General features: G+C 73.9%; 24 protein-coding genes and 1 riboswitch. Of the genes, 10 read left to right on the top strand and 14 right to left on the bottom strand.

The window, feature by feature from the left end; genetic code table 11:
- On the bottom strand, nucleotides 1-471 hold a 471-nt coding region (locus BU198_RS35470; RefSeq protein ID WP_317620462.1), incomplete at its 3' end, for an FAD-dependent oxidoreductase.
- 128 nt (nucleotides 472-599) lie between these two features.
- Nucleotides 600-712, top strand: a riboswitch (TPP riboswitch).
- On the opposite strand from BU198_RS35470, the gene thiO reads away from it, so the two are divergent.
- The 4 genes from thiO to pknB all read left to right on the top strand — a co-directional run bounded on the left by thiO (nucleotide 707) and on the right by pknB (nucleotide 4,824).
- Complete coding sequence (thiO, locus tag BU198_RS35465; protein WP_188300924.1) at nucleotides 707-1,891, top strand: glycine oxidase ThiO; 1,185 nt, start codon at nucleotides 707-709, stop codon at nucleotides 1,889-1,891. It overlaps the preceding riboswitch by 6 nt.
- Nucleotides 1,888-2,142: a sulfur carrier protein ThiS gene (gene thiS / locus BU198_RS35460; protein WP_188300923.1), complete on the top strand. Its 255-nt coding sequence runs from the start codon at nucleotides 1,888-1,890 to the stop codon at nucleotides 2,140-2,142. Before thiO ends, thiS begins: the two co-directional genes overlap by 4 nt.
- A gap of 3 nt (nucleotides 2,143-2,145) precedes the next feature.
- The gene (locus BU198_RS35455; protein WP_188300922.1) at nucleotides 2,146-2,943 is read left to right on the top strand and encodes a thiazole synthase; all 798 of its coding nucleotides are present in this window, start codon (nucleotides 2,146-2,148) and stop codon (nucleotides 2,941-2,943) included.
- 102 nt (nucleotides 2,944-3,045) lie between these two features.
- A complete protein-coding gene (pknB, locus tag BU198_RS35450) occupies nucleotides 3,046-4,824 on the top strand; it encodes a Stk1 family PASTA domain-containing Ser/Thr kinase (RefSeq protein ID WP_188300932.1) in 1,779 nt (592 codons plus the stop codon).
- Nucleotides 4,825-4,846: 22 nt separating this feature from the next.
- On the opposite strand, the gene BU198_RS35445 is transcribed toward pknB, so the two are convergent.
- A complete protein-coding gene (locus BU198_RS35445) occupies nucleotides 4,847-5,476 on the bottom strand; it encodes a molybdopterin-dependent oxidoreductase (RefSeq protein ID WP_188300921.1) in 630 nt (209 codons plus the stop codon).
- 278 nt (nucleotides 5,477-5,754) lie between these two features.
- Between BU198_RS35445 and bfr the strand changes: the two genes are divergently transcribed.
- Nucleotides 5,755-6,234 carry a bacterioferritin gene (bfr, locus tag BU198_RS35440; RefSeq protein WP_188300920.1) on the top strand — a complete coding sequence of 160 codons (480 nt, stop codon included), beginning with the start codon at nucleotides 5,755-5,757 and terminating at the stop codon, nucleotides 6,232-6,234.
- A 27-nt stretch (nucleotides 6,235-6,261) separates the two neighbouring features.
- Here the strand turns inward: bfr and BU198_RS35435 are convergent, their stop codons facing one another.
- Nucleotides 6,262-6,543: a bacterioferritin-associated ferredoxin gene (locus tag BU198_RS35435; RefSeq protein WP_188300919.1), complete on the bottom strand. Its 282-nt coding sequence runs from the start codon at nucleotides 6,541-6,543 to the stop codon at nucleotides 6,262-6,264.
- 161 nt (nucleotides 6,544-6,704) lie between these two features.
- Entirely contained in the window at nucleotides 6,705-8,054 is a 1,350-nt protein-coding gene (locus BU198_RS35430; protein WP_188300918.1) for a class II 3-deoxy-7-phosphoheptulonate synthase, read from the bottom strand.
- Between the two features lie 304 nt (nucleotides 8,055-8,358).
- Between BU198_RS35430 and BU198_RS35425 the strand changes: the two genes are divergently transcribed.
- Nucleotides 8,359-10,296: an anthranilate synthase family protein gene (locus tag BU198_RS35425; RefSeq protein WP_188300917.1), complete on the top strand. Its 1,938-nt coding sequence runs from the start codon at nucleotides 8,359-8,361 to the stop codon at nucleotides 10,294-10,296.
- Between the two features lie 69 nt (nucleotides 10,297-10,365).
- On the opposite strand, the gene BU198_RS35420 is transcribed toward BU198_RS35425, so the two are convergent.
- Genes BU198_RS35420 through BU198_RS35410 form a run of 3 tightly spaced genes read right to left on the bottom strand, consistent with a single transcriptional unit; the run spans nucleotide 10,366 to nucleotide 13,175 of the window.
- Entirely contained in the window at nucleotides 10,366-11,061 is a 696-nt protein-coding gene (locus tag BU198_RS35420) for a response regulator (RefSeq protein WP_223245377.1), read from the bottom strand.
- Nucleotides 11,058-12,284, bottom strand: coding sequence for a MacS family sensor histidine kinase (macS, locus tag BU198_RS35415; protein WP_223245376.1), 1,227 nt, complete (start codon nucleotides 12,282-12,284; stop codon nucleotides 11,058-11,060). The genes BU198_RS35420 and macS overlap by 4 nt, the downstream gene beginning before the upstream one ends.
- A 51-nt stretch (nucleotides 12,285-12,335) precedes the next feature.
- Nucleotides 12,336-13,175 carry a lysophospholipid acyltransferase family protein gene (locus BU198_RS35410; protein WP_401078907.1) on the bottom strand — a complete coding sequence of 280 codons (840 nt, stop codon included), beginning with the start codon at nucleotides 13,173-13,175 and terminating at the stop codon, nucleotides 12,336-12,338.
- 199 nt (nucleotides 13,176-13,374) lie between these two features.
- On the opposite strand from BU198_RS35410, the gene BU198_RS35405 reads away from it, so the two are divergent.
- Nucleotides 13,375-14,169 (top strand): alpha/beta hydrolase, encoded by a 795-nt coding sequence (locus BU198_RS35405; protein WP_188300916.1) that lies wholly within the window; start codon nucleotides 13,375-13,377, stop codon nucleotides 14,167-14,169.
- A 10-nt stretch (nucleotides 14,170-14,179) separates the two neighbouring features.
- Nucleotides 14,180-14,965, top strand: a complete 786-nt coding sequence (locus tag BU198_RS42955; RefSeq protein WP_223245375.1) for a hypothetical protein — start codon at nucleotides 14,180-14,182, stop codon at nucleotides 14,963-14,965.
- Nucleotides 14,966-14,968: 3 nt separating this feature from the next.
- Here the strand turns inward: BU198_RS42955 and BU198_RS35395 are convergent, their stop codons facing one another.
- From BU198_RS35395 to BU198_RS35375, 5 genes are all read right to left on the bottom strand, one after another.
- Nucleotides 14,969-15,709 carry an endonuclease/exonuclease/phosphatase family protein gene (locus BU198_RS35395; RefSeq protein WP_411293272.1) on the bottom strand — a complete coding sequence of 247 codons (741 nt, stop codon included), beginning with the start codon at nucleotides 15,707-15,709 and terminating at the stop codon, nucleotides 14,969-14,971.
- Nucleotides 15,710-15,930: 221 nt separating this feature from the next.
- Nucleotides 15,931-16,875, bottom strand: a complete 945-nt coding sequence (locus BU198_RS35390; protein ID WP_188300915.1) for an ROK family glucokinase — start codon at nucleotides 16,873-16,875, stop codon at nucleotides 15,931-15,933.
- Nucleotides 16,876-17,067: 192 nt separating this feature from the next.
- Complete coding sequence (locus BU198_RS35385) at nucleotides 17,068-17,559, bottom strand: DUF5304 family protein (RefSeq protein WP_188300914.1); 492 nt, start codon at nucleotides 17,557-17,559, stop codon at nucleotides 17,068-17,070.
- 93 nt (nucleotides 17,560-17,652) lie between these two features.
- Complete coding sequence (locus BU198_RS35380; RefSeq protein WP_188300913.1) at nucleotides 17,653-18,825, bottom strand: ArsA family ATPase; 1,173 nt, start codon at nucleotides 18,823-18,825, stop codon at nucleotides 17,653-17,655.
- 23 nt (nucleotides 18,826-18,848) lie between these two features.
- A complete protein-coding gene (locus BU198_RS35375) occupies nucleotides 18,849-19,310 on the bottom strand; it encodes an SRPBCC family protein (RefSeq protein ID WP_188300912.1) in 462 nt (153 codons plus the stop codon).
- A 351-nt stretch (nucleotides 19,311-19,661) separates the two neighbouring features.
- On the opposite strand from BU198_RS35375, the gene BU198_RS35370 reads away from it, so the two are divergent.
- Nucleotides 19,662-21,455, top strand: a complete 1,794-nt coding sequence (locus tag BU198_RS35370; protein WP_188300911.1) for an AMP-dependent synthetase/ligase — start codon at nucleotides 19,662-19,664, stop codon at nucleotides 21,453-21,455.
- A 56-nt stretch (nucleotides 21,456-21,511) separates the two neighbouring features.
- On the opposite strand, the gene BU198_RS35365 is transcribed toward BU198_RS35370, so the two are convergent.
- The gene (locus BU198_RS35365; RefSeq protein ID WP_188300910.1) at nucleotides 21,512-22,648 is read right to left on the bottom strand and encodes a glycosyltransferase family 4 protein; all 1,137 of its coding nucleotides are present in this window, start codon (nucleotides 22,646-22,648) and stop codon (nucleotides 21,512-21,514) included.
- Nucleotides 22,649-22,860: 212 nt separating this feature from the next.
- Here BU198_RS35365 and BU198_RS35360 point away from each other — a divergent pair, with 212 nt between their 5' ends.
- Nucleotides 22,861-24,255, top strand: coding sequence for a glycosyltransferase 87 family protein (locus BU198_RS35360; RefSeq protein WP_317620461.1), 1,395 nt, complete (start codon nucleotides 22,861-22,863; stop codon nucleotides 24,253-24,255).
- Between the two features lie 84 nt (nucleotides 24,256-24,339).
- Here the strand turns inward: BU198_RS35360 and BU198_RS35355 are convergent.
- The coding region (locus BU198_RS35355; protein WP_188300909.1) for a hypothetical protein at nucleotides 24,340-25,297 on the bottom strand (958 nt) is incomplete at its 5' end.

Below are 25,297 nucleotides of genomic sequence, written 5' to 3'. Positions count from 1 at the left end.
GGCCGCGGTGGACACCTCGGCGCCGATCCAGCCCGCGCCGACCAGCACCAGCCGCAGCCCGGGGCGCAGCAGCGCGCGCAGCGCCAGGGCGTCGTCCAGGGTGTGCAGCAGGTGCGCCCGCTCGGCGCCCGGCAGGGCGCGCGGGACGGCGCCGGTGGCGATCACCAGCGAGCCGTACCGGAGGTCGCCGCCGTCGGTGTGCAGCACGCCGGGGGTGAGGCCGGTCGCGCGGCGGCCGGTGAGCAGCTCGATGCCGAGCCCGTCGTAGTCGATGTCCAGGGCGGTGGAGTCGGTCTTGCCGAGCAGCACGTCCTTGGAGAGCGGCGGCCGGTCGTACGGCGCGTGCGGCTCCTCGCCGACCAGCGCGATCCGTCCCGGCCACCCGCCCTGCCGCAGCTTGAGGGCGCACTGCGCCCCGGCCAGCCCGGCTCCGACGACGACCACCTGATCCGTTGCGCTCAGCTCTGCCACGCCCGTCACTGTACCCAGCGGCCGGACGGCGGCCGCGGGCCGTCCCGTCCCCCGTACGGGCCCGCGGCCCCTCCCCCGTCCGCCCTGCGTACGGGCCTTCGGCCGGGCCCACCCCCGGCGTTATGGTGGGAGCACCACACGGGAGCCCGGCGCACCGGGCTGAGAGGCGGGCTGACACGGCCTGCGACCGTCCGAACCTGATCCGGGTCATACCGGCGAAGGGAGAAGAGCAGCCTTGTCACGCTTGCTACCGGGCGCCCGCACGGACGTCCTGGTGATCGGCGGGGGCATCATCGGCCTCGCCGTCGCCTGGCGGGCCGCGCAGCGCGGCGTGCGGAACGTGGTCGTGGTCGACCCCGATCCCGGTCACGGCGCCGCCGGGGTCGCGGCCGGGATGCTCGCCCCGGTCACCGAGCTCCAGTACGGCGAGGAGCCGCTGCTGCGCCTCGGGATGGCCTCGAACGAGCGGTACGCGGCGTTCGCCGCCGAACTGACGGAGGCGAGCGGCGGCCTGGACACCGGCTACCGCCGCTGCGGCACGATCGCCGTCGCACAGGACTCCGACGACCGCGCGGAGCTGCGCGAACTGCACGCCTTCCACCAGCGGCTCGGCCTGGACTCGACCTGGCTGACCGGCCGGGAGGCCCGCAGGCTCGAACCGATGCTCGCCCCCGGCGTGCGCGGCGGCCTGCACGTCGCCGACGACCACCAGGTCGACCCCCGCCGGCTGCTGACCGCCCTGTCCGCCGCCTGCGAGCGCGCGGGCGTCCTGCTCCACCGGGCCGAGGCGGTCGAGCTGCTGGTCGGGGGCGGCCGCGCGGTGGGCGCCCGGCTGAGCACCGGCGGGACGGTGACCGCCGGGCAGGTCGTCCTCGCCGCCGGCCCGCACAGCCACCGGCTGCCCGGCCTGCCGCCGGACGTGCTGCCCGCGATCCGTCCGGTGAAGGGCCAGATCCTCCGCCTGCGCGTTCCCGAGTCCTACCGGCCGTTCCTCTCCCGCAACGTCCGCGCGGTCGTCCGCGGGCAGCACCTGTACGTCGTCCCGCGCGAGAACGGCGAGCTGGTGGTCGGCGCGACCACCGAGGAGCAGGGCTACGACACCACAGTCACCGCCGGCGGGGTGTACGAACTCCTCCGGGATGCCCACGAGTTGATCCCCGGGATCACCGAACTCCCGCTCGTGGAGACCTCGGCGGGCCTGCGCCCCGGCTCGCCGGACAACGCCCCGCTGCTGGGCCCGACCGCCCTGCCCGGCCTGGTCGCCGCCACCGGCCACTACCGCAACGGCGTGCTGCTCACCCCGGTGACCGCGGACCTGGTCTCCGAGCACCTGGCCACCGGCGAAGTCCCCGAGCTCGCCAGGCCGTTCACGCCGCTGCGCTTCTCCCCCGACCGCTCCACGACGAAGGCCTCCGCATGACCGAGACCGCACCCCCCAGCACCGCACCGCACGGGACCGCACCGCACGAGATCGCCCTGACCGTCAACGGCGAGCCCCGCAGGACACCCGCCACGACCACCCTCGCCGAGCTGGTGGCCAGCGTCAGCGCCGCCAACACCGGCGTCGCAGCCGCGCTCAACGAGGCCGTGGTGCCGCGCAGTTCGTGGTCCGCGACGGCACTGAGCCCCGGCGACCGGATCGAGATCCTCACCGCCGTACAGGGAGGCTGAACCATGGCCGACGACCTTCTGACCATCGCCGGGACGTCCTTCTCCTCCCGGCTGATCATGGGCACCGGCGGCGCGCCCAGCCTGGAGGTCATGGAGCGCGCGCTGCTCGCCTCCGGTACCGAGCTGACCACCGTCGCGATGCGCCGGGTCGACGCCACCACCCAGGGCTCCGTCCTGGACGTGCTGACCCGCAACGGCATCCGGGTGCTGCCCAACACGGCCGGCTGCTTCACCGCCGGCGAGGCCGTGCTGACCGCCCGGCTGGCCCGCGAGGCGCTCGGCACCGACTGGGTGAAGCTGGAGGTGATCGCCGACGAGCGCACCCTGCTGCCCGACCCGATCGAGCTGCTGGACGCCGCCGAGACGCTGGTCGACGACGGTTTCACCGTCCTGCCGTACACCAACGACGACCCGGTGCTGGCCCGCAAGCTGGAGGACGTCGGCTGCGCGGCCATCATGCCGCTGGGCTCGCCGATCGGTTCGGGCCTGGGCATCCGCAACCCGCACAACTTCCAGCTGATCGTGGAGGGCGCCGGCGTCCCGGTGATCCTGGACGCGGGCGCCGGCACCGCCTCCGACGTGGCGCTGGCGATGGAACTGGGCTGCTCCGCGGTGATGCTGGCCTCCGCGGTGACCAGGGCTCAGGACCCGGTGCTGATGGCCGAGGCGATGCGGCACGCCGCCGAGGCGGGCCGGCTCGCCCGCCGGGCCGGCCGCATCCCGCGCCGCTTCCACGCCGAGGCCTCCTCCGCGATGGCCGGCCGGGCCGATCTGGACACCCGGGAGCACCCGGCGTTCTGAACGCGCCGGTGGGACCGTGTCACAAGCCGGGCACAGCCGGGCCGGCGGGCGGTGTCCTCCGGGCCCGGCCGGGCGCGGCGGCACTAGACTCACCGGGTGGACATGGCACTGCACGACCCCCTGATCGGTAGCCTGCTCGACAACCGGTACCGGGTCGAGCAGCGCATCGCGACCGGCGGGATGTCCACCGTCTACCGGGGCACCGACACCCGGCTGGACCGGGTCGTCGCGCTCAAGGTGATGCACCCCTCGCTGGCCGGGGACGAGGGCTTCACCGCCCGATTCATCCGCGAGGCCAAGGCGGTCGCCAAGCTCACCCACCCCAACGTGGTCAACGTCTTCGACCAGGGCGCGGACGGCGGCCACGTCTTCCTCGCCATGGAGTACGTGCCCGGCCGCACCCTGCGCGACCTGCTGCGCGACCGCGGCGCGCTGTCCGTCCGGGCCGCGCTGGACGTGCTGGAGCCGGTGCTCGCCGCCCTCGGCTCCGCCCACCGGGCCGGTCTGGTCCACCGCGACGTCAAGCCGGAGAACGTGCTGATCACCGAGGGCGGCCTGGTCAAGGTCGCCGACTTCGGCCTGGTCCGGGTGCTCGGCACCGCCGACGGCGCGCCCACCTCGACCAGCACCGCCACCGGCGGCACGGTCCTGGGCACGGTCTCCTACCTGGCCCCCGAGCAGATCCTCCCGGACGCCCCCACCGACCAGCGGGTGGACGTCTACGCGGCCGGCATCCTGCTGTACGAGATGCTCACCGGCCGCCGCCCGCACACCGGCGACAACCCCGTCCAGGTCATGTACAAGCACCTGCACGAGAACGTCCCCGCCCCCTCGCTGGTCGCCCCCGCCGTCGGCCCCGGGCTGGACGCGATCGTGGCCGGCGCCTGCGCCCGGTCCGCCGACGCCCGCCCGTACGACGCGGTCGAGCTGCTCGCCGCCCTCCAGCGGGTCCGCCGCACCCTCACCCCGGCCGAGCTGGACGCCGAGCCGCCGGCCTCCACCCGGCCCAGCCCGCGCTACCCGACCAGCGAGCCGACCTCGGTGATCGAGCCGCTGCCGCGGCCCGCCGACGCCCCGCCGCAGGAACGCACCAGCGTGCTGGACATGCCGCCCGAGCTGATGGACGAGCTGCTCGCCGAGCCGCGCCCGTACGACGAGCCGGCCCCGGTGCGCCGGCGCCGGCCCGGCCTGCTGCGCCGGCTCCCCCGCAAGCCGCTGATCTGGACGGCCGCGCTGACCGCCCTGGTGCTGGCGATCGGCGGCGCCACCTACGGGATCTCCGAGGGGCTGTACGGCTCGGTGCCCGGCGTGCTCGGCAGGGACCGGGCCGAGGCGCAGCGGGTCCTGGACGGGCAGGGCCTGCACGGGAAGTTCGTCGAGGTGTTCAGCGAGTCCGTCCCGTCCGGGCAGGTGATCTCCACCGACCCCGGGGTGGGCGCGCGTACCCGCAAGAGCGACAGCGTCACCGTCACCGTCTCCAAGGGCCCCAAGCGGATCGCGGTGCCCGACCTCACCGGCAGGAGCGCCGCCGACGCCGCCACGGCCCTGACCGGCGCCCAGCTGACCAGGGGCAACGTGACGGAGGCCTACGACGACACCGTGCCCGAGGGCTCGGTGATCAGCAGTTCGCCCGCGGCCGGGCAGCTGCTGCAGGAGAACACCGCGGTCTCGCTGGTGGTCAGCAAGGGCATGGTGGCGGTCCCGAACGTCACCGGGATGACCAAGGACGAGGCGCAGAAGGCGCTCCAGGCGGCCGGCTTCACCATGCAGACCAGCGGCTGGGACGTGTTCGGCGCGGTCACCGCGTCCGGCCAGAGCCCGGCGGCGGGCGAGCGGCGGCCGCAGCGCAGCACGGTGACGGTCAAGTTCTCGCTCTTCTAGCCCCGCCGGGCCCCGGGCGGGGTCAGCGCAGCGGCCCGTCGCCCGGCGCCTCCTGGTAGGAGTAGCGCTGCTCCCGCCAGGGGTCGGCGAGGTTGTGGTAGCCGCGTTCCTCCCAGAAGCCGCGCCGGTCGGCCCGCATGTACTCCACCGCGCGCACCCACTTGGGGCCCTTCCAGGCGTACAGCCGCGGCACCACCAGCCGGACCGGGAAGCCGTGTTCGGCGGTGAGCGCCTCGCCGTCGCGGTGGGTGGCGAGCAGGGTGTGGGGGTCCGCGAAGTCGGCCAGCCGGAGGTTGGCGCTGTAGCCGTACTCGGCCCAGACCATCACGTGGGTGACGCCCGGCGCCGGGGGCACCAGGTCGAGCACGGCGGCGGCCGACACGCCCGTCCACGTGTTGCCGAGCACGGAGAACTTGGTCACGCAGTGCAGGTCGGCGACGACGGTGGTGCGCGGCAGGGCGCTGAAGGCCTCGAAGTCCCAGCTGTGCTTCTCCGCCGAGGCGGTCGCGCCGAACACCTGGAGGTCCCAGGTCAGCGGCTTGAAGCGGGGCACCGGGCCGTAGTGCAGAGCGGGCCAGCCGCGTTGCGCGCGCTGCCCCGGGGGGAGCCTCGGGTCAGACGGCGGAGGCGGTTCGTGTTTCGGCTGACCCATGGATCCATGGTGACAGACGGCGGACTCGCCCCGGTGCGCGCCCCTTTGCGAGGGTTCGCGCCCCCGCCCGTACGGACCAGCAGTCGACCGCCCACCAGCATGTTTCGTCATGAATCGGATATTCCGACACATGTCCTAGTGAGTGTGAACTTACTGGAATTTCCACCCGAAGCGATGCCAGGATGCGCAGCGCAGGACGAAGAAGCAGGACCGAGCGCAGGAACCGACGCAGGAACCAGAGCAGGACTCACGGCAGGACGAGTGCAGGAGGCACCACCATGCAGGGCGATCCCGAGGTCATCGAATTCCTCAACGAGCAGCTCACCGCCGAGCTGACCGCGATCAACCAGTACTTCCTGCACGCCAAGATGCAGGAGAACTTCGGCTGGACGAAGCTCGCCAAGTACACCCGGCACGAGTCCTTCGACGAGATGAAGCACGCCGAGACGCTCACCGACCGGATCCTGTTCCTGGACGGGCTGCCCAACTACCAGCGGCTGTTCCACGTCCGGATCGGCCAGACCGTCAAGGAGATGTTCGAGGCGGACCGCCAGGTCGAGGTCGAGGCGATCGACCGGCTCAAGCGCGGGATCGTGGTGATGCGGGCCAAGAACGACGTCACCTCGGCGAACATCTTCGAGGACATCCTGGCCGACGAGGAGCACCACATCGACTACCTCGACACCCAGCTGGAGCTCCTGGAGAAGCTCGGCGAGGCGCTCTACCTCGCCCAGGTCATCGAGCAGCCGGAGTCCTGAATCCGGAGTCCTGAGGCCGGGGACCGGTCAGGCCGCCCGGGCCGCCCGCAGCGGGACCACCGGGGCGGCCGCCGGGGCCGGGGCCACCGGGGCCTGCGGGTCGGCGAGGCCGAGCTTCGCGGCCAGCCGGGCGGTCGGGCAGGGCCGGGCGCCGTGCTCGCCGAGCAGCGCCTGGATCCGGCGCACGCAGGACCCGCAGTCGGTGCCGGCCTTGCAGCCCTTCGCTATCCGGCGCGGGGAGTCGGCACCGGCGTCGATCGCCTTCTTCACCTGGTCCTCGGTGACCGCATGGCACATGCACACGTACATCGCGGTCTCTCCCGGTGGGTGAAGCGGAGTGGATCTTGACTAAGGCTTGCCTTAGTTCACTGAGGCTTACCTTACCTGGCGAAACGGGTACGAAAAAGCCCCTCCGGGCTCGGGGACACCGAATCCGGAGGGGCCTTCGTCACATCCGACGGGCACCTGGCCTACTGGCCGCGGTACATCTCCGCCACCAGGAACGCCAGGTCCAGCGACTGGCTGCGGTTGAGGCGCGGGTCGCAGGCCGTCTCGTAGCGCTGGTGCAGGTCGTCCACCAGGACCTCGTCGCCACCGCCGACGCACTCGGTGACGTCGTCGCCGGTCAGCTCCACGTGGATGCCGCCCGGGTGGGTGCCGAGCGCGCGGTGCACCTCGAAGAAGCCCTTGACCTCGTCCAGGACGTCGTCGAAGCGGCGGGTCTTGTGCCCGCTGGACGCCTCGAAGGTGTTGCCGTGCATCGGGTCGCAGATCCACACCGGCTTGGCGCCGGAGGCGGTGATCTTCTCCACCAGGGCGGGCAGGTGCTCGCGGACCTTGCCCGCGCCCATCCGGGTGATGAAGGTCAGGCGGCCGGGCTCGCGCTCCGGGTCCAGCTTCTCGATCAGGGCGAGCGCGTCGTCCACCGAGGTGGTCGGGCCGAGCTTGACGCCGATCGGGTTGCGGATCTTCGAGGCGAACTCGATGTGCGCGTGGTCCAGCTGCCGGGTGCGCTCACCGATCCACACCATGTGGCCGGAGACGTCGTACAGCTCGCCGGTGCGCGAGTCCACGCGGGTCAGCGCGGTCTCGTAGTCGAGGACCAGCGCCTCGTGCGAGGAGAAGAACTCGACCGCCTTGAACTCCTCCGGCTCCACGCCGCAGGCGCTCATGAACGCCAGGGCGTTGTCGATCTCCCGGGCGAGCTGCTCGTAGCGCTGGCCGGCCGGCGAGTTGCGGACGAAGTCCTGGTTCCAGGCGTGCACCTGGCGCAGGTCCGCGTACCCACCGGTGGTGAAGGCGCGCACCAGGTTGAGCGTCGCGGCGGACGCGTTGTACATCCGCTTCAGGCGCTCCGGGTCCGGGATGCGGGACTCGGGGGTGAACTCGAAGCCGTTCACCGAGTCGCCGCGGTAGACCGGCAGGGTCACGCCGTCGCGGGTCTCGGTCGACTTGGAGCGCGGCTTGGAGTACTGCCCGGCGATGCGGCCGACCTTCACCACCGGCACCGAGGCCGCGTACGTCAGCACGGCGGCCATCTGGAGCAGCGTCTTCAGCTTGTTGCGGATGTGCTCCGCCGAGACACCGTCGAAGGCCTCGGCACAGTCACCGCCCTGGAGGAGGAAGGCCTCCCCGCGCGCCACGGCTCCGAGCCGGGCGCGCAACTGGTCGCACTCACCGGCGAAGACGAGCGGCGGATAGGAGGCGAGCTCGGCAAGGGTCTTGCGCAGAGCCTCTTGGTCCGGCCATTCAGGCTGCTGCGCCGCGGGCAGGGACTGCCAGGAGTGGGCAGCCCTCGATGTCTCAGTCGTAGCGGTCACGCTGCCAAGGCTACGGGGTGACTGGAGTGACGCGTGACCATTGCCCGAGGGATGAGACACATCTCGGACAAAGACGTGACCGCCCTCACCCGTCCCGCGGCATCCGCTACGCTCGCAGCATGCACGCGCCCCACACCCACTCCTGGTGGTGGGCCTCCCCCAAGGGTGGCCCACCGATCGCGCGTTCCTAGACGAACCACGACGGCCGCCCCTCGGGGCGGCCGTCGGCGTCTGAGCAGACGGCCCCTCCGGGAGCGGACCCCGCACCGCCCCTCGCCTCTCCGCCCGGAAGGAAGCCGTAACCGTGACCACCGCCGTCGACCTGCTCACCCGCCTCACCGGCCCCGACGCCCCCGCCTTCGCGCTGCTGCACCGCCGCACCCCCCGGCTCGCCCCGGACACCGTCGAGGTGCTGCTGGGCACCGTCGACAGCTACGAACACCTCGCCGACCTGCCCGTCCGCGGCGACGCGCCGGCCCGCGGCGGCCCGGTGCACGACCTGCTCGCGCTCGTCCCGTACCGCCAGATCCGCGAGCGCGGCTTCGAGGCGCACGACGACGGCACTCCCCTGCAGGCCCTCTCGGTGACCGAACAGCACACCCTGCCGCTGGCCGAACTCACCGCGGCCCTGCCGGAGTTGCCGGTCTCGCTCGCCGACGGCGGGTTCGACGTGGACGACGACGCGTACGCGGCGATCGTCCGCCGGGTGATCCAGGACGAGATCGGCAACGGCGAGGGCGCCAACTTCGTGATCCGGCGCGACTTCCACGCGACGCTGGAGGACTTCTCCCCCGCACTCGCGCTGACGCTGTTCCGGCGGCTGCTGGAGCAGGAGCGCGGCGCGTACTGGACCTTCCTGGTGCACACCGGCGAGCGGGTGTTGGTCGGCGCCTCCCCCGAGGTGCACGTCCGGCAGAGCGGCGGCACCGTCGTGATGAACCCGATCTCCGGCACCTACCGCTATCCGGCCGGCGGCTCCGACCTCGACTCGCTGCTCCGATTCCTGCACGACCCCAAGGAGTTGGAGGAGCTCACCATGGTCGTGGACGAGGAGCTCAAGATGATGTGCACGGTCGGCGACCTCGGCGGCCAGGTGCTCGGGCCCCGCCTCAAGGAGATGGCCCACCTCGCCCACACCGAGTACGAACTGCGCGGGCGCACCTCGCTGGACGTCCGCGAGGTGCTCCGCGAGACGATGTTCGCGGCGACCGTCACCGGCAGCCCGGTCGAGAACGCCACCCGGGTGATCAAGCGCTACGAGCCGACCGGGCGCGGCTACTACTCCGGCGCGCTCGCCCTGATCGGCCGCTCCGCCAGCGGCGGGCAGCTGCTGGACTCGCCGATCTGCATCCGCACCGCCGACATCGACCCGGCCACCGGCCGGCTGGTCGTCCGGGTCGGCGCCACCCTGGTGCGCCACTCCGTCCCCGAGTCCGAGGTCGCCGAGACCCACGCCAAGGCCGCCGGGGTGCTCACCGCGATCGGTGCCAGGCCCGCCCCCGCCCGGCCGCTCCACCCGGTCGGCCCCAGGCTCGCCGACGACCACCGGGTGCAGGCCGCCCTGGACGCCCGGCGGGCCGACCTCGCGCCGTTCTGGCTTCGGATGCAGGAAGCGGCCGGGATCACCGAGACCGAGCCGACCCTGGTGGTGGACGGCGAGGACACCTTCACCTCGATGCTCTCCCACCTGCTCGGCTCGCTCGGCCACCGGGTGACGGTGGCCCGCTACGACGAGCCGGGGCTGCGCGAGCGGGTCGCGGCCCACCGGGGCCCGCTGGTGCTCGGCCCCGGCCCGGGCGACCCGGCGCTCCTGGACGACCCCAAGATGGCGCTGCTGCGGCCGATCGTCGCGGACGCCCTGGCCGCCGTCCGCTCCGGCGACCGCACCTCACCGCTGCTCGCGGTCTGCCTGAGCCACCAGCTGCTGGCCGCCGAACTCGGCCTCGCGCTGGGCCGCAAGGCCGTCCCGTACCAGGGGGCGCAGGAGCGCATCGACCTGTTCGGAGACAAGCGGACGGTCGGCTTCTACAACACCTTCACCGCGCGCTGCCCTGAGGCCGACGCGGCGCGGCTCGCCGCCGAGGGCGTCGAGGTCTCCCGGGACGCCGTCACCGGCGACGTGCACGCGCTGCGCGGACACGGCTTCGCGGGGCTCCAGTTCCACCCCGAGTCGGTGCTCACCCGCGACGGCGTGGACATCGTGGCCGGCCTGCTGCGCGAGGCGACGGCCGCCCTGCGCTGAACCGGCGGCGCGGCCCCGGGCGGAGGCGCCCCGCCCGGGGCCGCGCGGCGCGCCGGTGGCCGGCGGCGCTCAGATCTCGTCGTCCAGGCCCTGCTCGATCGCGTACCTGACCAGCTCCACCCGGTTGTGCAACTGGAGCTTCCCCAGGGTGTTCTGCACGTGGTTCTGCACCGTCCGGTGCGACAGCACCAGCCGGTCGGCGATCTGCCGGTAGGACAGCCCCTTGGCCACCAGCCGCAGCACCTCGGTCTCCCTGGCGGTCAGCCGCGGGGCGGCCGGCGCCGAGGCCGGGGCCGGCTCGGCGGCCAGCCGGCGGAACTCGCCGAGCACCAGGCCGGCCAGGCCCGGGGTGAACACCGCGTCGCCAACGGCCGTACGGCGCACCGCGTCCAGCAGCTCCTCCCGCCCGGCCGACTTCACCAGGTACCCGGTCGCACCGGACTTCACCGCCTCCAGCACGTCCTGGTGCTCGCCGCTGGCGGACAGCACCAGCACCCGGACCGCCGGGTCCTGCGCGACCACCTGACGGCACGCCTCGGCGCCGGACAGGCCGGGCAGGTTGAGGTCCATCACGACCACCTGCGGCGTGCAGGCGCGGGCCCGGCGGACGGCCTCCTCGCCGTCGCCCGCGGTGGCCACCACGTCCAGCCCGGCCTCGGCGAGGTCACGCGAGACGGCGTCCCGCCACATCGGGTGGTCGTCCACCACCATCACCCGCACCGGCCGGTCGGTGGTCGGCTGATCGGTCATCGGCTGGCTGGTCATGGAGTGGCCTTCCTCGGGACGCGCAGTTCGACCTCGACGCCCTCCCCGGGCACCGAGTACAGCTCGGCCGTGCCGCCGAGGTCCAGCAGCCGGCCGCGGATGGACTGGGAGACGCCGAGCCGCCCGGCCCGCTCCGCCTCGCCGAGCCGCCCCGGGGCGAAACCCGGGCCGTCGTCGCGGATGCTGACCGTGACGGCCTCCGGCTCGTCCTCGACCAGGATCCAGGCCCCGGCCCGCTCCCCCGCGTGCCTGCGCACGTTGTCGACGGCGGCGCCGACCGCCGCCGCGAGCTCGCCGGCCGCCGGCCCCGGCAGCAGCACCGGGGTGCCGGGGGCGGAGAGCGTGATCCGCTCGTCCGCGTACGGGCGCAGCAGCGCGGTGAGGTCGCACGGCTCGTCCGGGTCCCGCGGCTCGGCCGCGTCGGGCCGCGCCGCGCGTTGCCTGGGCAGCGGACCGGCCGTCATCAGGGCCCGCAGCGCGCGTTCCTGCTCGCCGGCCAGCCGTCCCAGCTCGGCGAAGTCCGCGCCGCCGGCCGTCCCCCCGCCCGGCTCGGCGCCGCGCCGCTGGACCAGGGCGAGCACCTGGAGCACGCCGTCGTGGATGTCCCGGGAGAGCCGCTCGCGCTCCCGGGTGGCCGCCTCGACCTGGAGCGCCCGGGTGAGGGTGGCCTCGCTGGCCCTGGCCAGTTCGATCACGTAGCCGATCGCGCAGCCGGCCACCATCAGCAGCACGATGTTGTGGATGTTGTCGCCGGTCGGCCCGCCGTGGCCGAGGATGTTGGCGACGCCGATCAGCGAGCCCGAGGCCGCCGCCGGGCGCCAGCCGCCCTTCGCGGCGAAGCCGAGCACCGTCCCGGCCGCCCAGATCGTCGGCAGGGTGGGCGCGCCGTGGCTGATCCGGGCCGGGGAGTCGGTCAGGCCGCTCATCACGATGCCGGTGACGGCGAGGGTGAGGTCGGTGCCCAGGACGTACCAGGTGCAGCGCTGCGGATTGGCGAAGGCCCTGGTGCTGGCCAGGGTCCAGAGGGTCAGCGCGCCGAGGAAGATCCAGCCGGCCACCGGGTGCAGGAAGTGCAGGTACGAGTTGAAGTACCGCAGCAGGGCGTAGCACAGGGCCAGCACCCGGAAGTAGGAGATCGCCTTCCACAGCGGCAGCTCGACGGACATGCCGCCGACCGCCACCGTGCCGCCGACCGCGCCGGCTCTGCCACCGTCGTCCGTCATCCGCCCCGCCCCTCCCCGGGCCCGTCGGGACCGCCGGAGCGGCCCCGGCGCCTACTCCGGCTTGCCCGGCTCGGCGGCCTTCTCCGCCTCCGCGGCCTTCTCCGCCCGCTCGGCCTCGGCAGCCTTCTCGGCCTTCTCCGCCTCGGCGGCCTCCGCCTTCTCGGCCTTGGCGGCGGCCCGACGCTCGGCGTCGGCCTTCTTCTTGTCGTCGGCGATCTGCCGCTTGGCGGCGGTCGCGTAGATGTCCACGTACTCCTGGCCGGAGAGCCGCATGATCTCGTACATCACCTCGTCCGTCACCGAACGGAGGATGAAGCGGTCGTTCTCCATGCCGTGGTAGCGGGAGAAGTCCAGCGGGCGGCCGATCCGGATGCCGGGGCGGATGCCGAAGTTCGGGACGACCTGGCCGGGCGGCTGCACCTTCTCGGTGTCGATCATGGCGACCGGGATCACCGGGGCGCCGGTGGCCAGCGCGACGCGGGCCAGGCCGCCGACCTTGCCGCGGTACAGCTTGCCGTCGGGCGACCGGGTGCCCTCGGGGTAGACGCCGAACAGCTCGCCCTGGTCCAGCACCGCGATGGCGCTGCGGATCGCGGCCTCGCCGGCCCCGCGCACGCCCGAGCGGTCCACCGGCAGCTGGCCGACGCCCTTGAAGAACGCCGCGGTCAGCCGGCCCTTGAGCCCCGGGGTGTTGAAGTACTCGGCCTTCGCGATGAAGGTGACCCGGCGCCTGATCAGCGCGGGGAAGAAGAACGAGTCCGAGAAGGACAGGTGGTTGCTCGCGATGATCGCCGCACCCTCGGCGGGAATGTTCTCCTCGCCCTCGATCCACGGCCGGAAGAAGAGCCGAAGCAGTGGCGCGACGATCATCTTCATCAGTCGGTAGAACAACCCGGGCCTCCTGTTATGCGGACCGGTCGATCCTAATGCCCCGCGACCGCCCGCTGCGCCCGGCCCCGCCGAAGGGGTCCGCCCGAGCCCTTCGGAGGGGGTGTACGGCCCGGCGCGGAGCGTGGGACGATGCGGATTCGCAGCACTCCCCCTCCAGCGTCCCCTCCCCCAGCGCCATCCGCCCGCGAAGGAGTCCGCCATGCCGTTGCTGCCCGGTGCCGAGCCGTACCGCCACCGCGGCGGGCCGGTGGGAGTGCTGCTCTGCCACGGTTTCACCGGCTCGCCGCAGTCGCTGCGGCCGTGGGCCGGGGAACTGGCGGCGGCCGGGTTCACCGTCTCGCTGCCGCTGCTGCCCGGGCACGGCACCCGCTGGCAGGACATGCAGCTCACCCGCTGGGAGGACTGGTACGCCGAGGTGGAGCGCGAGCTGCTGGCGCTCGCCGAGGAGTGCGAGCAGGTCTTCGTCTGCGCGCTGTCGATGGGCGGCGCGCTGGCCCTGCGGCTCGCCGCGCTGCACGGGCCGACGGTGTCCGGGCTGGTGCTGGTCAACCCGTCGGTGCGGCCGGACACCCCCGCGAGTGTGCTGCTGCCGGTGCTGCGCCACCTGGTGCCCAGCGTGTCCGGGGTCGCCGGCGACATCGCCAGGGCCGGTGCGGCCGAGGTCGGCTACGACCGGACCCCGCTGCACGCCGCCTGGTCGCTGAGCCGGCTCTGGCGGGAGGTCGGGCGGCTGCTGCCGGAGGTGACCCAGCCGGTGCTGCTCTTCCACAGCCCGCAGGACCACGTCGTCTCGCCGGCCAACTCGGAACTGGTACTGGCCCGGATATCCTCGACGGACGTGACGGAGCGGCTGTGCCGGCGCAGCTTCCACGTCGCGACGCTGGACCACGACGCGGCGGAAATATTCGCGGCGAGCCAGGACTTCATCCGACGGTTGACTCCCGCGCACGCGGCGGGCGTCACCCGGGTCGAATCCGACGATCACCATGGCTGAAGGGCCGGAAGTGCACGAGAGCAGCACGGCGGGCGGGGACGAGGCTCCCCGCGAGGACGGCGCGACGAAGGACGGCGGAGCGAAGGACGGCGGGACGGGCGCCGCCGCCCCGGGCGGTGCGCCGACGGACCGCACCGGCCAGGACGGCGCCGCGACGCCCCCGCCCCTCAGGGACCCCGTCAGGGACCCGGTCAAGGGGTCGGTCAGGGAGCCCGCCGGGGAGGGCGCCGAGCCGCAGGCCCCCGTCGACCGCCGGCCGCGCCGCACGCCCGAGCGCAGCCAGGCCGAGCAGGACGAGATCTTCGCCGCCCTGGTCGCCCAGTTCGACGACCCGGTCGACCTCAACAACCCCAACTGGCCCGAGGTCGAGAACCTCCGGGCGCAGAACGAGCTCAAGGGCGGCCACAAGAGCGGCCCCGACGGCCACGGCGACCAGGACGACCTCTCCGACCTCGCCCCGCAGCCCCGCCCCCGCTCCGGCCGGCCGGTGATGCCGGCCGGCGGCTCAGGCCCGCGCGACTTCGAGCTGGCCGAGGAGACCGACGAGGGCCACTTCGTCCCGCCGGAGCCCCCGCCGCTGCCCGCCGCCGACGTGACCGCCAAGTTCGCCTGGCTGGCGGTGCTCGGCGGCCCGGCCCTGCTGCTGGTCGACGCGGTGGTCTGGCGGGAGGTCTCCGGCTGGCCCGCCTGGGTCGGGATCACCGCCTTCCTCGGCGGCTTCGTCACCCTGGTCGCGCGGATGAAGGACCGCGACGAGGACGAGCCGGAGGACCCGGACAACGGCGCGGTGGTCTAGTCCCTAGGGCCTCGGGATCTCCAGGACGGCGAGCACCGGCAGGTGGTCGGTGGCGGCCCGCAGGTCGGCCTCGGTGACGCCGGGCAGCCCGTGCGGCACCCCGCAGCCGAGGACGGTGATCCCGGGTGTGGCGAACACGGCGTCGATCCGCTGGTAGGGGCGCTCGGGTACGGAGGTGAACTCGCCGCCCCAGGGCGCGGTCGGGTGCCCGTCCTGGAGCCGGGAAGCCAGCAGCTGCCAGCCGGGCCCGTCCGGGTGCTCGTTGAAGTCCCCTGCCACGACGCCGAGTTCGGCGACCGCCAGCTGGTCGAGCAGCAGCTCGAACTGCCCGTACCGCTCCTCCTGGTCCAGGCTGAGGTGGCAGCTGGTGACGGTGAACGGTGCCGAGCCCGGCAGCCGCAGCAGCGCGGTGGCGAAGCCCCTGGCGTGCAGGCCGCGGGTCTTGGGCAGCAGCCGGTCGTGCACCCCGAGCAGTTCCACCGCGCCGGGCCGGCCGAGCAGCAGCGGACCGGCGGCGGTCCGGCCGCCGCCGGCCAGCACGGTGGTGCCGGTGTTCCCGGCCAGCCAGGCGGCCTGGCCCTCGGGCCGCCAGTAGCGCGGGGACTCCTGGACGCAGACCAGGTCCGGCTCGCAGGCCCTGATCACCCGGGCCAGTGCCCGCCGGTCGTCGCGCAGCGAGCGGATGTTGTAGCTGAGCAGGCGCAGCCGGCCGGGGCCGGACGGTGGCAGCGGACCGACGGCCACGGCGGTCCCGGTCACGCTCTCGGTCACAGCGGCGGTCTCGCTCACGGCGGCCGTCTCGGTCACGGCGGCGGTCGTGTTCGCGGCGCTCAATGGTCCTCCCCTGGGCATCGTCACCGGATCGCTCCGACCGTACGCGGCCGGCCCCGGACGTGCGACGGCGGCGGCGCGTCCGGGATCGGTCGGGACCCGGTCGCACCGCCGCCGGCGGGCTGGAGAAAGTGTCAGGCGGTGCGGGCGAGGTCGGCCGCGCCGACGATGCCGGCCGCGGAGCCCATCGAGGCCAGCACGATGTCGGCACGGGGCCGGTGCACCCCGCCGGTCAGGTAGTGCTCGAACGCCTTGGCGACCGGGTCGAGCAGCAGTCGGCCGGAGTCGGAGACGCCGCCGCCGAGCACGAAGACGCCCGGGTCGAACAGCGAGGCGAGGTCGACCATGCCGCGGCCCAGCCAGTCGGAGAGTTCGGCGTAGCACTCCAGGGCGAGCGGGTCGCCCTCCTCGGCGGCCTGGGTGATGTGGATGCCGCGGATGGTCTCGGCGACGCCGTCGTTGAGCTCCAGCATCCGGCGGCCGCGCACCTGGTCGGCCGCCGCCTTCTCCCGGCCGTAGCGGCGCAGCGCGCGCCCTGAGCCGTACTGCTCCCAGCAGCCGTTGCCCCCACAGCCGCAGGGCAGGCCGTCGGGGATCATGTTGAGGTGGCCGATCTCGCCGGCCACGCCGAAGCGGCCGCGGTGCAGCCGGCTGTCCAGGACGATGCCGCCGCCGATGCCGGTGCCGACGGTGATCAGCACCATGTCGCGGTGGTCGGCGGCCGCACCGAAGCGGAACTCGGCCCAGGCGGCGCAGTTGGCGTCGTTCTCGACGACGACGGACAGGCCGGTGAGCTCCTCGATCCGCCCGCGCAGCGGCTCGTTCTCCCAGTCGATGTTGGGGGCGAAGATCACCGTGGAGCGGTTGCTGTCGACGAATCCGGGGGCTCCGACACCCACCGCCGCCACGTCGGGGTGCTGCTCCTTGAGCTCGCGCACGACCTGCGCGATGGCGTCCACCGCCCACTGCGGGTCGGCCGGGGTGGGCACCCTGGTCCGGGCCAGGATGGCGCCCGCCTCGTCGACCACGCCTGCCGCGATCTTGGTTCCGCCGACATCGACGCCGATGGTCAGAGCCATGTGTCCCTCAGCTATTCACTCGTTCCCGCTGGACGGAACGCTACCGCCCAACCCTGCCTCCGTACACAACCTCGCATACATTATCCGAAGACAATCTTGGGAGAACCGAGCCGCGACGCTTCAAAAGTCGTATCTAATCTCCTTCTTCGTGACGCAGGTGACTAACGCGATCACGCTCCGAAATTCACGGTTTCACTGCTTGGCGGACGGCTCGCCGCTCTCGTCAAGATCGGCGTCGGCATCGAGGTCGAGGTCAAGGTCGATCTTCTCGGTCGACGCGCCCTGCCCCGCGGTCCAGCGGCTCTCGTGCCCGGCCACGGCGGCGCGGTAGGCGGCCAGCAGTTCGGTGCCCGCGGCGGCGAGCCCGGTGCCGGCGGCGGAGAGGTGGGAGTAGACCTCCGGCTGCTGGTCGCGCAGCTTGTCGGCCAGCCCGGACAGGGTGATCAGGGTGGTGGCGCCGGCCTCCTGGGCCTTCTCGCCCAGCGCGCCGGCGAACCGGCGCACCTCGTCCACCAGCGGGCCCAGCTCCGGCCCGAACGGGTGGGACTGCCCGCCGTCCTGCCCGCTGCCCTGCCCGCCGTCCTGCCCGGCGCGATCGCCGGAGCCGCCCGAGGACTCGGCCCGGCCGCCGGAGGGCTCCGTACGGTCGCCGCCGGGCTCGGTACGGTCGTCGGTGCTGGTCATCGCGGGCGCCTCCTCAGCCGTGGCCGCACCCCGCGGCCCTCCGGCCCGACGCTACCCGACCGGCCGGGCGGCCAGGAAAGGCCCGAACGCCCTTCAGCCCTGCGGCCAGAGCGCCGGGTCCGGCGCGAACCGCACCGAGAGCACCCCGTCGTGCAGCCCCGCCCCGGCCACCGTGCAGCGGCGCAGCGCGGAGGGCAGGACGAGCACCCGGCGGTGGGTGCCGAGCCCGAGCACCAGTTCGTCGCCCCGGCGGACCAGGTCCAGCTCGGCGCGGTCGGCGCCGGGCAGGTCGAGGTGCCAGACCAGCAGGCCCTCCTCGGCGAGCCGGTCCTCGACCGGCCAGGGCACCGGGGCGAGCCGCTCCGGCCCCTCCCCGTCCCCGTAGAGCCGGTCGGCGACCGCTTCCAGGGTGGCGTCGGCCAGGCCCGCGACCAGCACGGGGGCGTCGGTCTCGGCGGCGAGCCCGGTCAGCTCCTCCTGCCGGCGGCGGGCCAGCGCGGCCAGCCACGGGTCGGGAGAGGAGAGGGCCGCCTCCGGGAGCGCGTCGTGCACCACCACGGCGTCCGGCCGGTGCCCGTGCAGCGCGAGTCCGGCCCTGATCCGGCGCAGCTCGCGGTACGGGTGGCCGTCGGCCCGGACGACCAGCCGGACGCTGGTGCCGGGTCCGGTGATCGCGTCGCGGGACTCGGCGAGCGCCGCGGTGGCCTTGGCGCGCCCCTCGTACAGCCAGTCGGCGGGCATCGGGACGCCGGCCAGCCCGGCGAGCAGCGGGCGCAGCGCCCGGGCGGCCTGCCGCTGCTCGGGGACGAGCCGGTCCAGGTAGCGGGCGAGCTGCTCGGGCAGGGCGAGGGTGGCGATCAGCTCGGCGGGCGCCGGGGCGAGCACGACCAGGACGTCGTGATCGGCGGCGGGCAGGGCGCGCAGCAGGGCGAGCCGGGCGATGCCGGGGAGGGCGGTGAGTTCCTCGGGGTCGAGCTGTTCGGCGCCGAGCAGGTCGAGGGCGGGCTTGAGCCGGCCGGCGAGCTCGCCGACGGCGTAGCGGAAGGCCGCCTGCTCGTCGATCCGGGAGACGGTCAGGCCCGGTGCGTACCGGAGCGGTTCGGGCTCCAGCCGGGTGCCGAGGACGGAGTCCAGGGTGTGGTGCGGATCGTCGGCTGCCAGCAGCCAGGTGCGGTGTCCGCGCCGGGCGGCGTGCAGCGCGGTGGCGGCGGCCACCGTGGGCGCGCCCGCGTCGCCGCTGACCAGGATGGTGCGTGTCGCCGTCATGCCGTCAGCCCCCGTTCGGTGTGTCAGCCCTGGGCGGGCTTCTTGCCGCCGGCGTCCTCGACGCGCTTCTTCAGGCCGGCCAGGGCGCGGTCGATGATGACCTTCTCGGCCTTGCGCTTGATCATGCCGAGCATCGGGATCTTGACGTCCACGGCGAGCTGGTAGGTCACCTCGGTGCGGCCGCCGGCCAGCGGGGCGAGGGTGTAGGAGCCGTCCAGCGAGCGGAGCATCTGGCTGCGGACGAGGGTCCAGGAGACCTCGCGGTCGCCGTCCCAGGTGTAGGCGAGGACGTGCTCGTCGCGGATGGCGCCGGCGTCGAGCAGCAGCCGGACCTGGGCGGCGCGGCCGTCCCCTCCGGTCTCCAGGACCTCGATCTCCTTGACCTCTCCGGTCCAGGCCGGGTAGGCGGCGAAGTCGGCGATCACGGCCATGACCGTGGCCGGGGTCGCGTCGATGGTGATGCTCGACCTGGTGTGCTCCGCCATGGAATGGCCCTCCGCGTCGTCCCGCTGCTGCCGGCCGGGGCGCGCTCGGCCCGGTCCGCCCGGAGCAGGCTATCGCGACCGGAGATCGGCTCGGCGGCGCGGGCCGCGGCGGGCGGGCGGGCGCGGCCCGCCGCGGAGACGAACGGGCGGGTCAGAGCCGTCGGAGGGCCTGCATGTTACCGGCCGGTCGCTCTCTGCTGCCGTAGGGTGCCATTCGAACGACCCGGTCACGTCCAGGTCTGACCCGGCCGGGTGTGACACTTCGAACACCGGAGCCGACCCCCCTGGTCGAAGCTGCCTACCGGGCAGTAACGTCCTGCCGTCCCGCAGCGTCGCGAACGAGGAGCAGTCTTGCTCGACTTCAGCCTTCCGGCCCTCTACCAGGTACCCAGCGGCGGCAACCTCGCCGACCCGGTGCACCGGAACGCCGAGGAGCACCCGGACGTCGCCGTGCTCAGCCGGAAGGTGAACGGCCGGTGGCAGGAACTGACGTCGGTCCAGTTCCTGGCCGAGGTGCACGCCGCCGCCAAGGGCCTGATCGCCACGGGCATCCGGCCGGGCGACCGGGTGGGCGTCATGTCCCGCACCCGGTACGAGTGGACGCTGCTGGACTTCGCGATCTGGACGGCCGGCGCGATCACCGTGCCGGTGTACGAGACCTCCTCCGCCGAGCAGGTGGAGTGGATCCTCGGCGACTCGGGCGCGGTCGCCGTGATCACCGAGACCGAGCAGCACGTCCGGGTGGTCGGCGAGGTCCGCGACCGGCTGCCGGAGCTGGAGCACACCTGGCAGATCGAGGGCGGGGCGATCGCCGCGCTGGCCGAGGCCGGGAAGGACGTCCCGGACGCGACGGTCCACGAGCGCCGCAGGATCGCCGGTCCCGACTCGATCGCCACCATCGTCTACACCTCGGGCACCACCGGCCGCCCGAAGGGCTGTCAGCTGACGCACGGCAACTTCCTGGCCGAGTGCGGCAACGTCGTCGAGCGCCTGGCCCCGCTGTTCCGCACCGGTGACAGCTCCGTCCTGCTGTTCCTGCCGCTGGCCCACGTGCTCGGCCGGATCGCCCAGATCGCCCCGGCGATGGCCCCGATCAAGCTCGGCCACGTCTCCGACGTCAAGGACGTCACCGCCGAGCTGGCCGCCTTCCGGCCGACCCTGATCCTGGGCGTGCCCAGGGTGTTCGAGAAGGTCTACAACACCGCCCGCGCCAAGGCCCAGGCCGACGGCAAGGGCAAGATCTTCGACAAGGCCGCCGACACCGCCATCGCGTACAGCCGCGCGCTGGACGCCGGCGGCGCGGGCCTGGTGCTGCGGCTCAAGCACACGGTCTTCGACAAGCTGGTCTACAGCAAGCTGCGCGCCGCCCTCGGCGGCCGGGCCACCCACGCCATCTCCGGCGGCGCCCCGCTCGGCGAGCGCCTCGGCCACTTCTACCGCGGCATCGGCTTCACCGTCCTGGAGGGCTACGGCCTGACCGAGACCTGCGCGGCCACCGCCTTCAACCCGTGCGACAAGCCGAAGATCGGTACGGTCGGCCAGCCGGTGCCCGGCTCCTCCGTCCGGATCGCCGAGGACGGCGAGGTCCTCCTCAAGGGCCCGCACGTCTTCACCGGCTACTGGAACAACCCGAAGGCCACCGCCGAGACCCTCAGGGACGGCTGGATCGCCACCGGCGACCTCGGCTCGCTGGACTCCGAGGGCTACCTGACCATCACCGGCCGCAAGAAGGAGATCATCGTCACCGCCGGCGGCAAGAACGTCGCCCCGGCCGTGATCGAGGACCGGATCCGGGCCCACGCCCTGGTCGGCGAGGTCATGGTGGTCGGCGACCGCAAGCCCTTCGTCGCCTGCCTGATCACCGTCGACCCGGAGTTCTTCCCGAAGTGGAAGGAGCTCAACGGCAAGCCCGCCGACGCCACCGTCGCCGACCTCGCCGCCGACCCGGACCTGCTGGCCGCCCTCCAGACCGCGGTGGACGACGGCAACGCCGCCGTCTCGCACGCCGAGGCGGTCAAGAAGTTCCGGCTGCTGGACACCGAGTTCTCCGAGGAGGCCGGCTACCTGACGCCCTCGCTCAAGCTCAAGCGCAACGTCGTGCTGAAGGACTTCTCCGCCGACATCGAGGCGATCTACCGGAAGTAGCCGCCGCAGGCACCCGGACCGGGCCCCGCCTCCGCGAAGGAGGCGGGGCCCGTCCGTCACCCGGCCAGCAGCGAGGTCAGCCGCCCGGCCAGCAGGTCCCAGCGCCAGGAGCGCTCCACCCAGCGCCGCCCGGCCTCGCCCATCTGCCGCCGCAGCTCCTCGTCGCGCAGCAGCCGGACGATCCGCTCGGCCGCCGCCGGGGCCGAGCCGCCGGGCACCACGTACCCGGTCTCGCCCTCCAGCACCGCGTCCGGCGCGCCGCCGGAGTCCCCCGCGACCACCGGCAGTCCGGTCGCCGAGGCCTCCAGGTAGACGATGCCCAGGCCCTCCACGTCCAGCCCCCCGCGCCGGGTGCGGCAGGGCATCGCGAAGACGTCCCCGGCCCCGTAGTGGGCGGGCAGCTCCTCCCACGGCACCGAGCCGGTGAACCGCACCGAGGCCCGTACGCCCCTGGCGTCCGCGAGCTTCTCCAGGTCCGCCCGGTAGGGGCCGCCGCCGACGATCAGCAGCACCGCGTCCGGCACGTCGGCGAGGATCTGCGGCATCGCCTCGATCAGGGTGTCCTGGCCCTTGCGCGGCACCAGCCGGGAGACGCAGACCACCACGGGACGGTCCGCCAGCCCGAGCCGGCGGCGCACCTCGGCGCCTCCGGAGTCCGGGTGGAAGGCCGACTCGTCCACGCCCGGCGGCAGCTGCACCATCCGGGCCGCGGCCTGCGGCCCGACCGCGGCGGCGATCCGGGAGCGGGTGTACTCGCCCAGGTAGGTCAGCACGTCGGTGCCCGCGCCGATCCGCCGCAGCAGCTGCCGGGAGCCCGGCAGCTGGGCCCAGGCGGCCTCGTGCCCGTGCGTCATGCCGAGCAGCCGCCCGGCCCCGGCCCGGCGCAGCGTGGGCGCCATCAGCCCGAGCGGGGCGGCGGCGCCGAACCAGACCGAGTCGCACTTCTCCGCGCGCAGGATCTCGGCGGCCCGCCGGGTGACCCGGGGTGTGGGAACCATCACCTTCGTCCGGTCCCGGATGACCGGGAACGGCTGTTCGGCGTCGAAGCGGGCCACCTCGCTGCCGTCCCGCCAGGTCGAGGCGTACACCACGATGCCGCCTGCGGGCTGACGGACGGCCATGTTGTGGACGAAGGCCTGGATGCCACCGGGGCGGGGCGGGAAGTCATTGGTGACGATCAAGGTTCTGTGCATCAGGCCACGGCTCGCTCGGTCGGGGGGTGCGCGGTGTACCGCTGGGTGATCCGTACGATAGGTCAACACCATGACCCGCCGGGAACGGAACCGCACACGGCAACCGTTTGACCCCCGGGTCAGTCCTAGTACCTAGGCCGCGCTACGGCGGCCCGGGCGTCCGTCGGTACGACGCCTCCGGTGAGGACGTACGAGACGAACGAGGGAGCGCAGTGGAATTGGCCCCGGCCACCGAGTCCGTGTCGTCGCGCGGCCGCCTCGGCCGCCCGCTCGGGGCGCTCGCCGCGCTCGGTGCCACCTGGACGGCCACCCGCGCCCTGCTGGTGCTGATGGTGACGGGCGTGCTGAAGGCGGGTGGCGACGTCACCGCCGACGTCTGGATGATCTACCACGCCTGGTACGGCGTGCTCCAGACCGGCACCTTCCCGTTCGACGACGTGACCTGGCAGTACCCGCCGGGCGCCGCCCTGGTGATCCTGCTGCCGGGCCTGCTGCCCTGGTCGTACCTGGTCTCGTTCTGGGTGATCTGCGGGATCGCCGACGCCGCCGCGACCGCGCTGCTGGTCCGCACCGGCCTGCGCCGGGGCCGGGCGCTGACCGGCGCCTGGATGTGGGTGGTGGGCGTCCCGCTGCTCGGCCCGATGATCTACAACCGCTTCGACGTCATCGTCACCGCGGTCGCCCTGGCCGGCCTGCTGGCGCTGATCCGCCGCCCGGCGGTCGGCGGGGTGCTGCTGGGCCTGGGCGGCATCGTCAAGATCTGGCCGCTGATCGGCCTGATCGGCACCCCCTCCGGCCGCCGCACCCGCCGCTCCTGGACGCTGGCCGGCGCCACCGCCGTCTCCATCGGCTTCCTGCTGACGGCCGGGATGAACGGCGCCTTCGACTTCCTGGCCTTCCAGAAGGACCGCGGCATCGAGGTCGAGTCGCTCGGCGCGCTGCCGCTGCACCTCGCCAGGATCGCCGGGACCTGGGACGGCCGGGTCACCATGAACTACGGCTCCCCCGAGATGCTCGGGCCGTGGGTCGCCGTGATCAGCAAGGTGATGATGGCCGGCACCCTGCTGGGCTTCGCCTGGCTGCTGCTGTGGCGCTTCACCTCCAAGCGCCGCAACGCGGCCACCATGTACGACGCGGCGCTGTGCGCGCTGCTGATCTTCGTGGTGACCAGCCGGGTGATCAGCCCGCAGTACCTGGTCTGGCTGATCGGCGTCGCGGCGGTCTGCCTGACCGTGCGCAGCACCAGCCAGCGGCCGGTGGCGGTGCTGATCCTGCTCGCCTGCCCGCTGACCCTGCTCGAATTCCCGATCATGTTCTCCCAGGTGCTGGCCAGCGGCCCGGCGGCGGTCGCCGTGCTGGCCCTGCGCAACCTGCTGCTGCTGGCCGCGGCCGTGCTCTCCTGCGTCCGGCTCTGGCGCTCCACCCGTGGCGAGGCGGCGCTGCCGCCGACCGTGGTGCTGGACCGCGAGCCCGCCGAGCTGTCGGCCGCCGGCTACCCGGTGCGCCCCGGCATCGCCTACGAGCAGGACCTGCTGGACGGCATCGACCACCCGGGCGCCCCGGTCGAGCGGCGCCGCCCCGGCACCCCGGCCCAGCAGCGGCGCTGACCGGCCCTTCAGCGTCGCCGATCAGCACAGCGGCACCGCCGATCAGCACAGCGGCACCGCGGACCAGCCCGGTGGCGCCGCTGTTCAGCCCTTCAGCGCCGCCACCTGCTCCAGCCAGAGCCGGGTGAAGTCGTCCAGGCCGACACCCAGTTCGCGGCGCAGCAGCCGGTCGGTGCGGCGCTCCCGGTCCTCGCCCTGCCCGTCCGCCGCGCCGACCGCCCGGTAGAGGGCGACCAGCCGGCCCGGCCCGTGCTCGCGGGCGATCAGCTCGCAGGCCAGCCAGGCCTGTTCGTAGGCCTGGGCGATGCCGGTGGCGCCGGCCGTGAAGGCCTGGTCGGCGGGCAGCGCGGTGGGCAGCTTCCCGTCGGCGACGTCCCTGGCCAGCTCGGGGGCGATCTGCCGCGGGCTGCGGCCCGAGTCGCGGTAGGCGGTCCAGTCGGCGACGCCCTCGGACAGCCACAGCGGGGTCCAGGCCCGGGTGTCGGCCCTGGTCGCGACGTGGGTGGCCTCGTGGGTGACCACCACCTGGCGGCCGAAGTCGCTGAGCCGCCCGTACGCCTCCGGGTTGACCAGCACCCGGTCCGCCGGGGTGTGCCAGGGCGCGCCGGCGGCGGCCACGGTGACCGCCGCCATGCCCGTCCAGCCGGCCGGGTCGCCCTCCAGCAGCCGGGCGAACTGCTCCTCGGTGGCGGGCCGTTCCAGCAGCAGCCGCCCGGGCCAGTCGCCGCCCCAGACCTCGGTGACGGCGGGCACCGCCCGGTCCCCCACCGCGACCAGCTCGGCCGGGTCGGGGCCGGCGGCCGGCCCGAGCACCCGGCAGTGCGCGCCCGGCGCCGACCGGAGCGGCCCGAAGTCCCACGGCGCGGGCGGCCCGCTCGCGCTCTCCTCGCGCTCGACCCGCCAGTCGGCCCCGGCCCGTACCAGCTCGATCCGGCGCGGGTACACCACCGGGTACTCGTCGTACCCGGCGATCCGCACCGCCAGGTCGGCGGCGGCGGTGAGCCGCTCCGGACCGCCGGCCCCGGCGAGCACCAGGTTGCGG

The sequence above is a fragment of the Streptomyces sp. CBMA156 genome (genome assembly GCF_014596515.1).
In the GTDB taxonomy this organism is placed as follows: Bacteria; Actinomycetota; Actinomycetes; order Streptomycetales; family Streptomycetaceae; genus Kitasatospora.
This window is presented reverse-complemented; position numbering and strand designations above follow the sequence as displayed.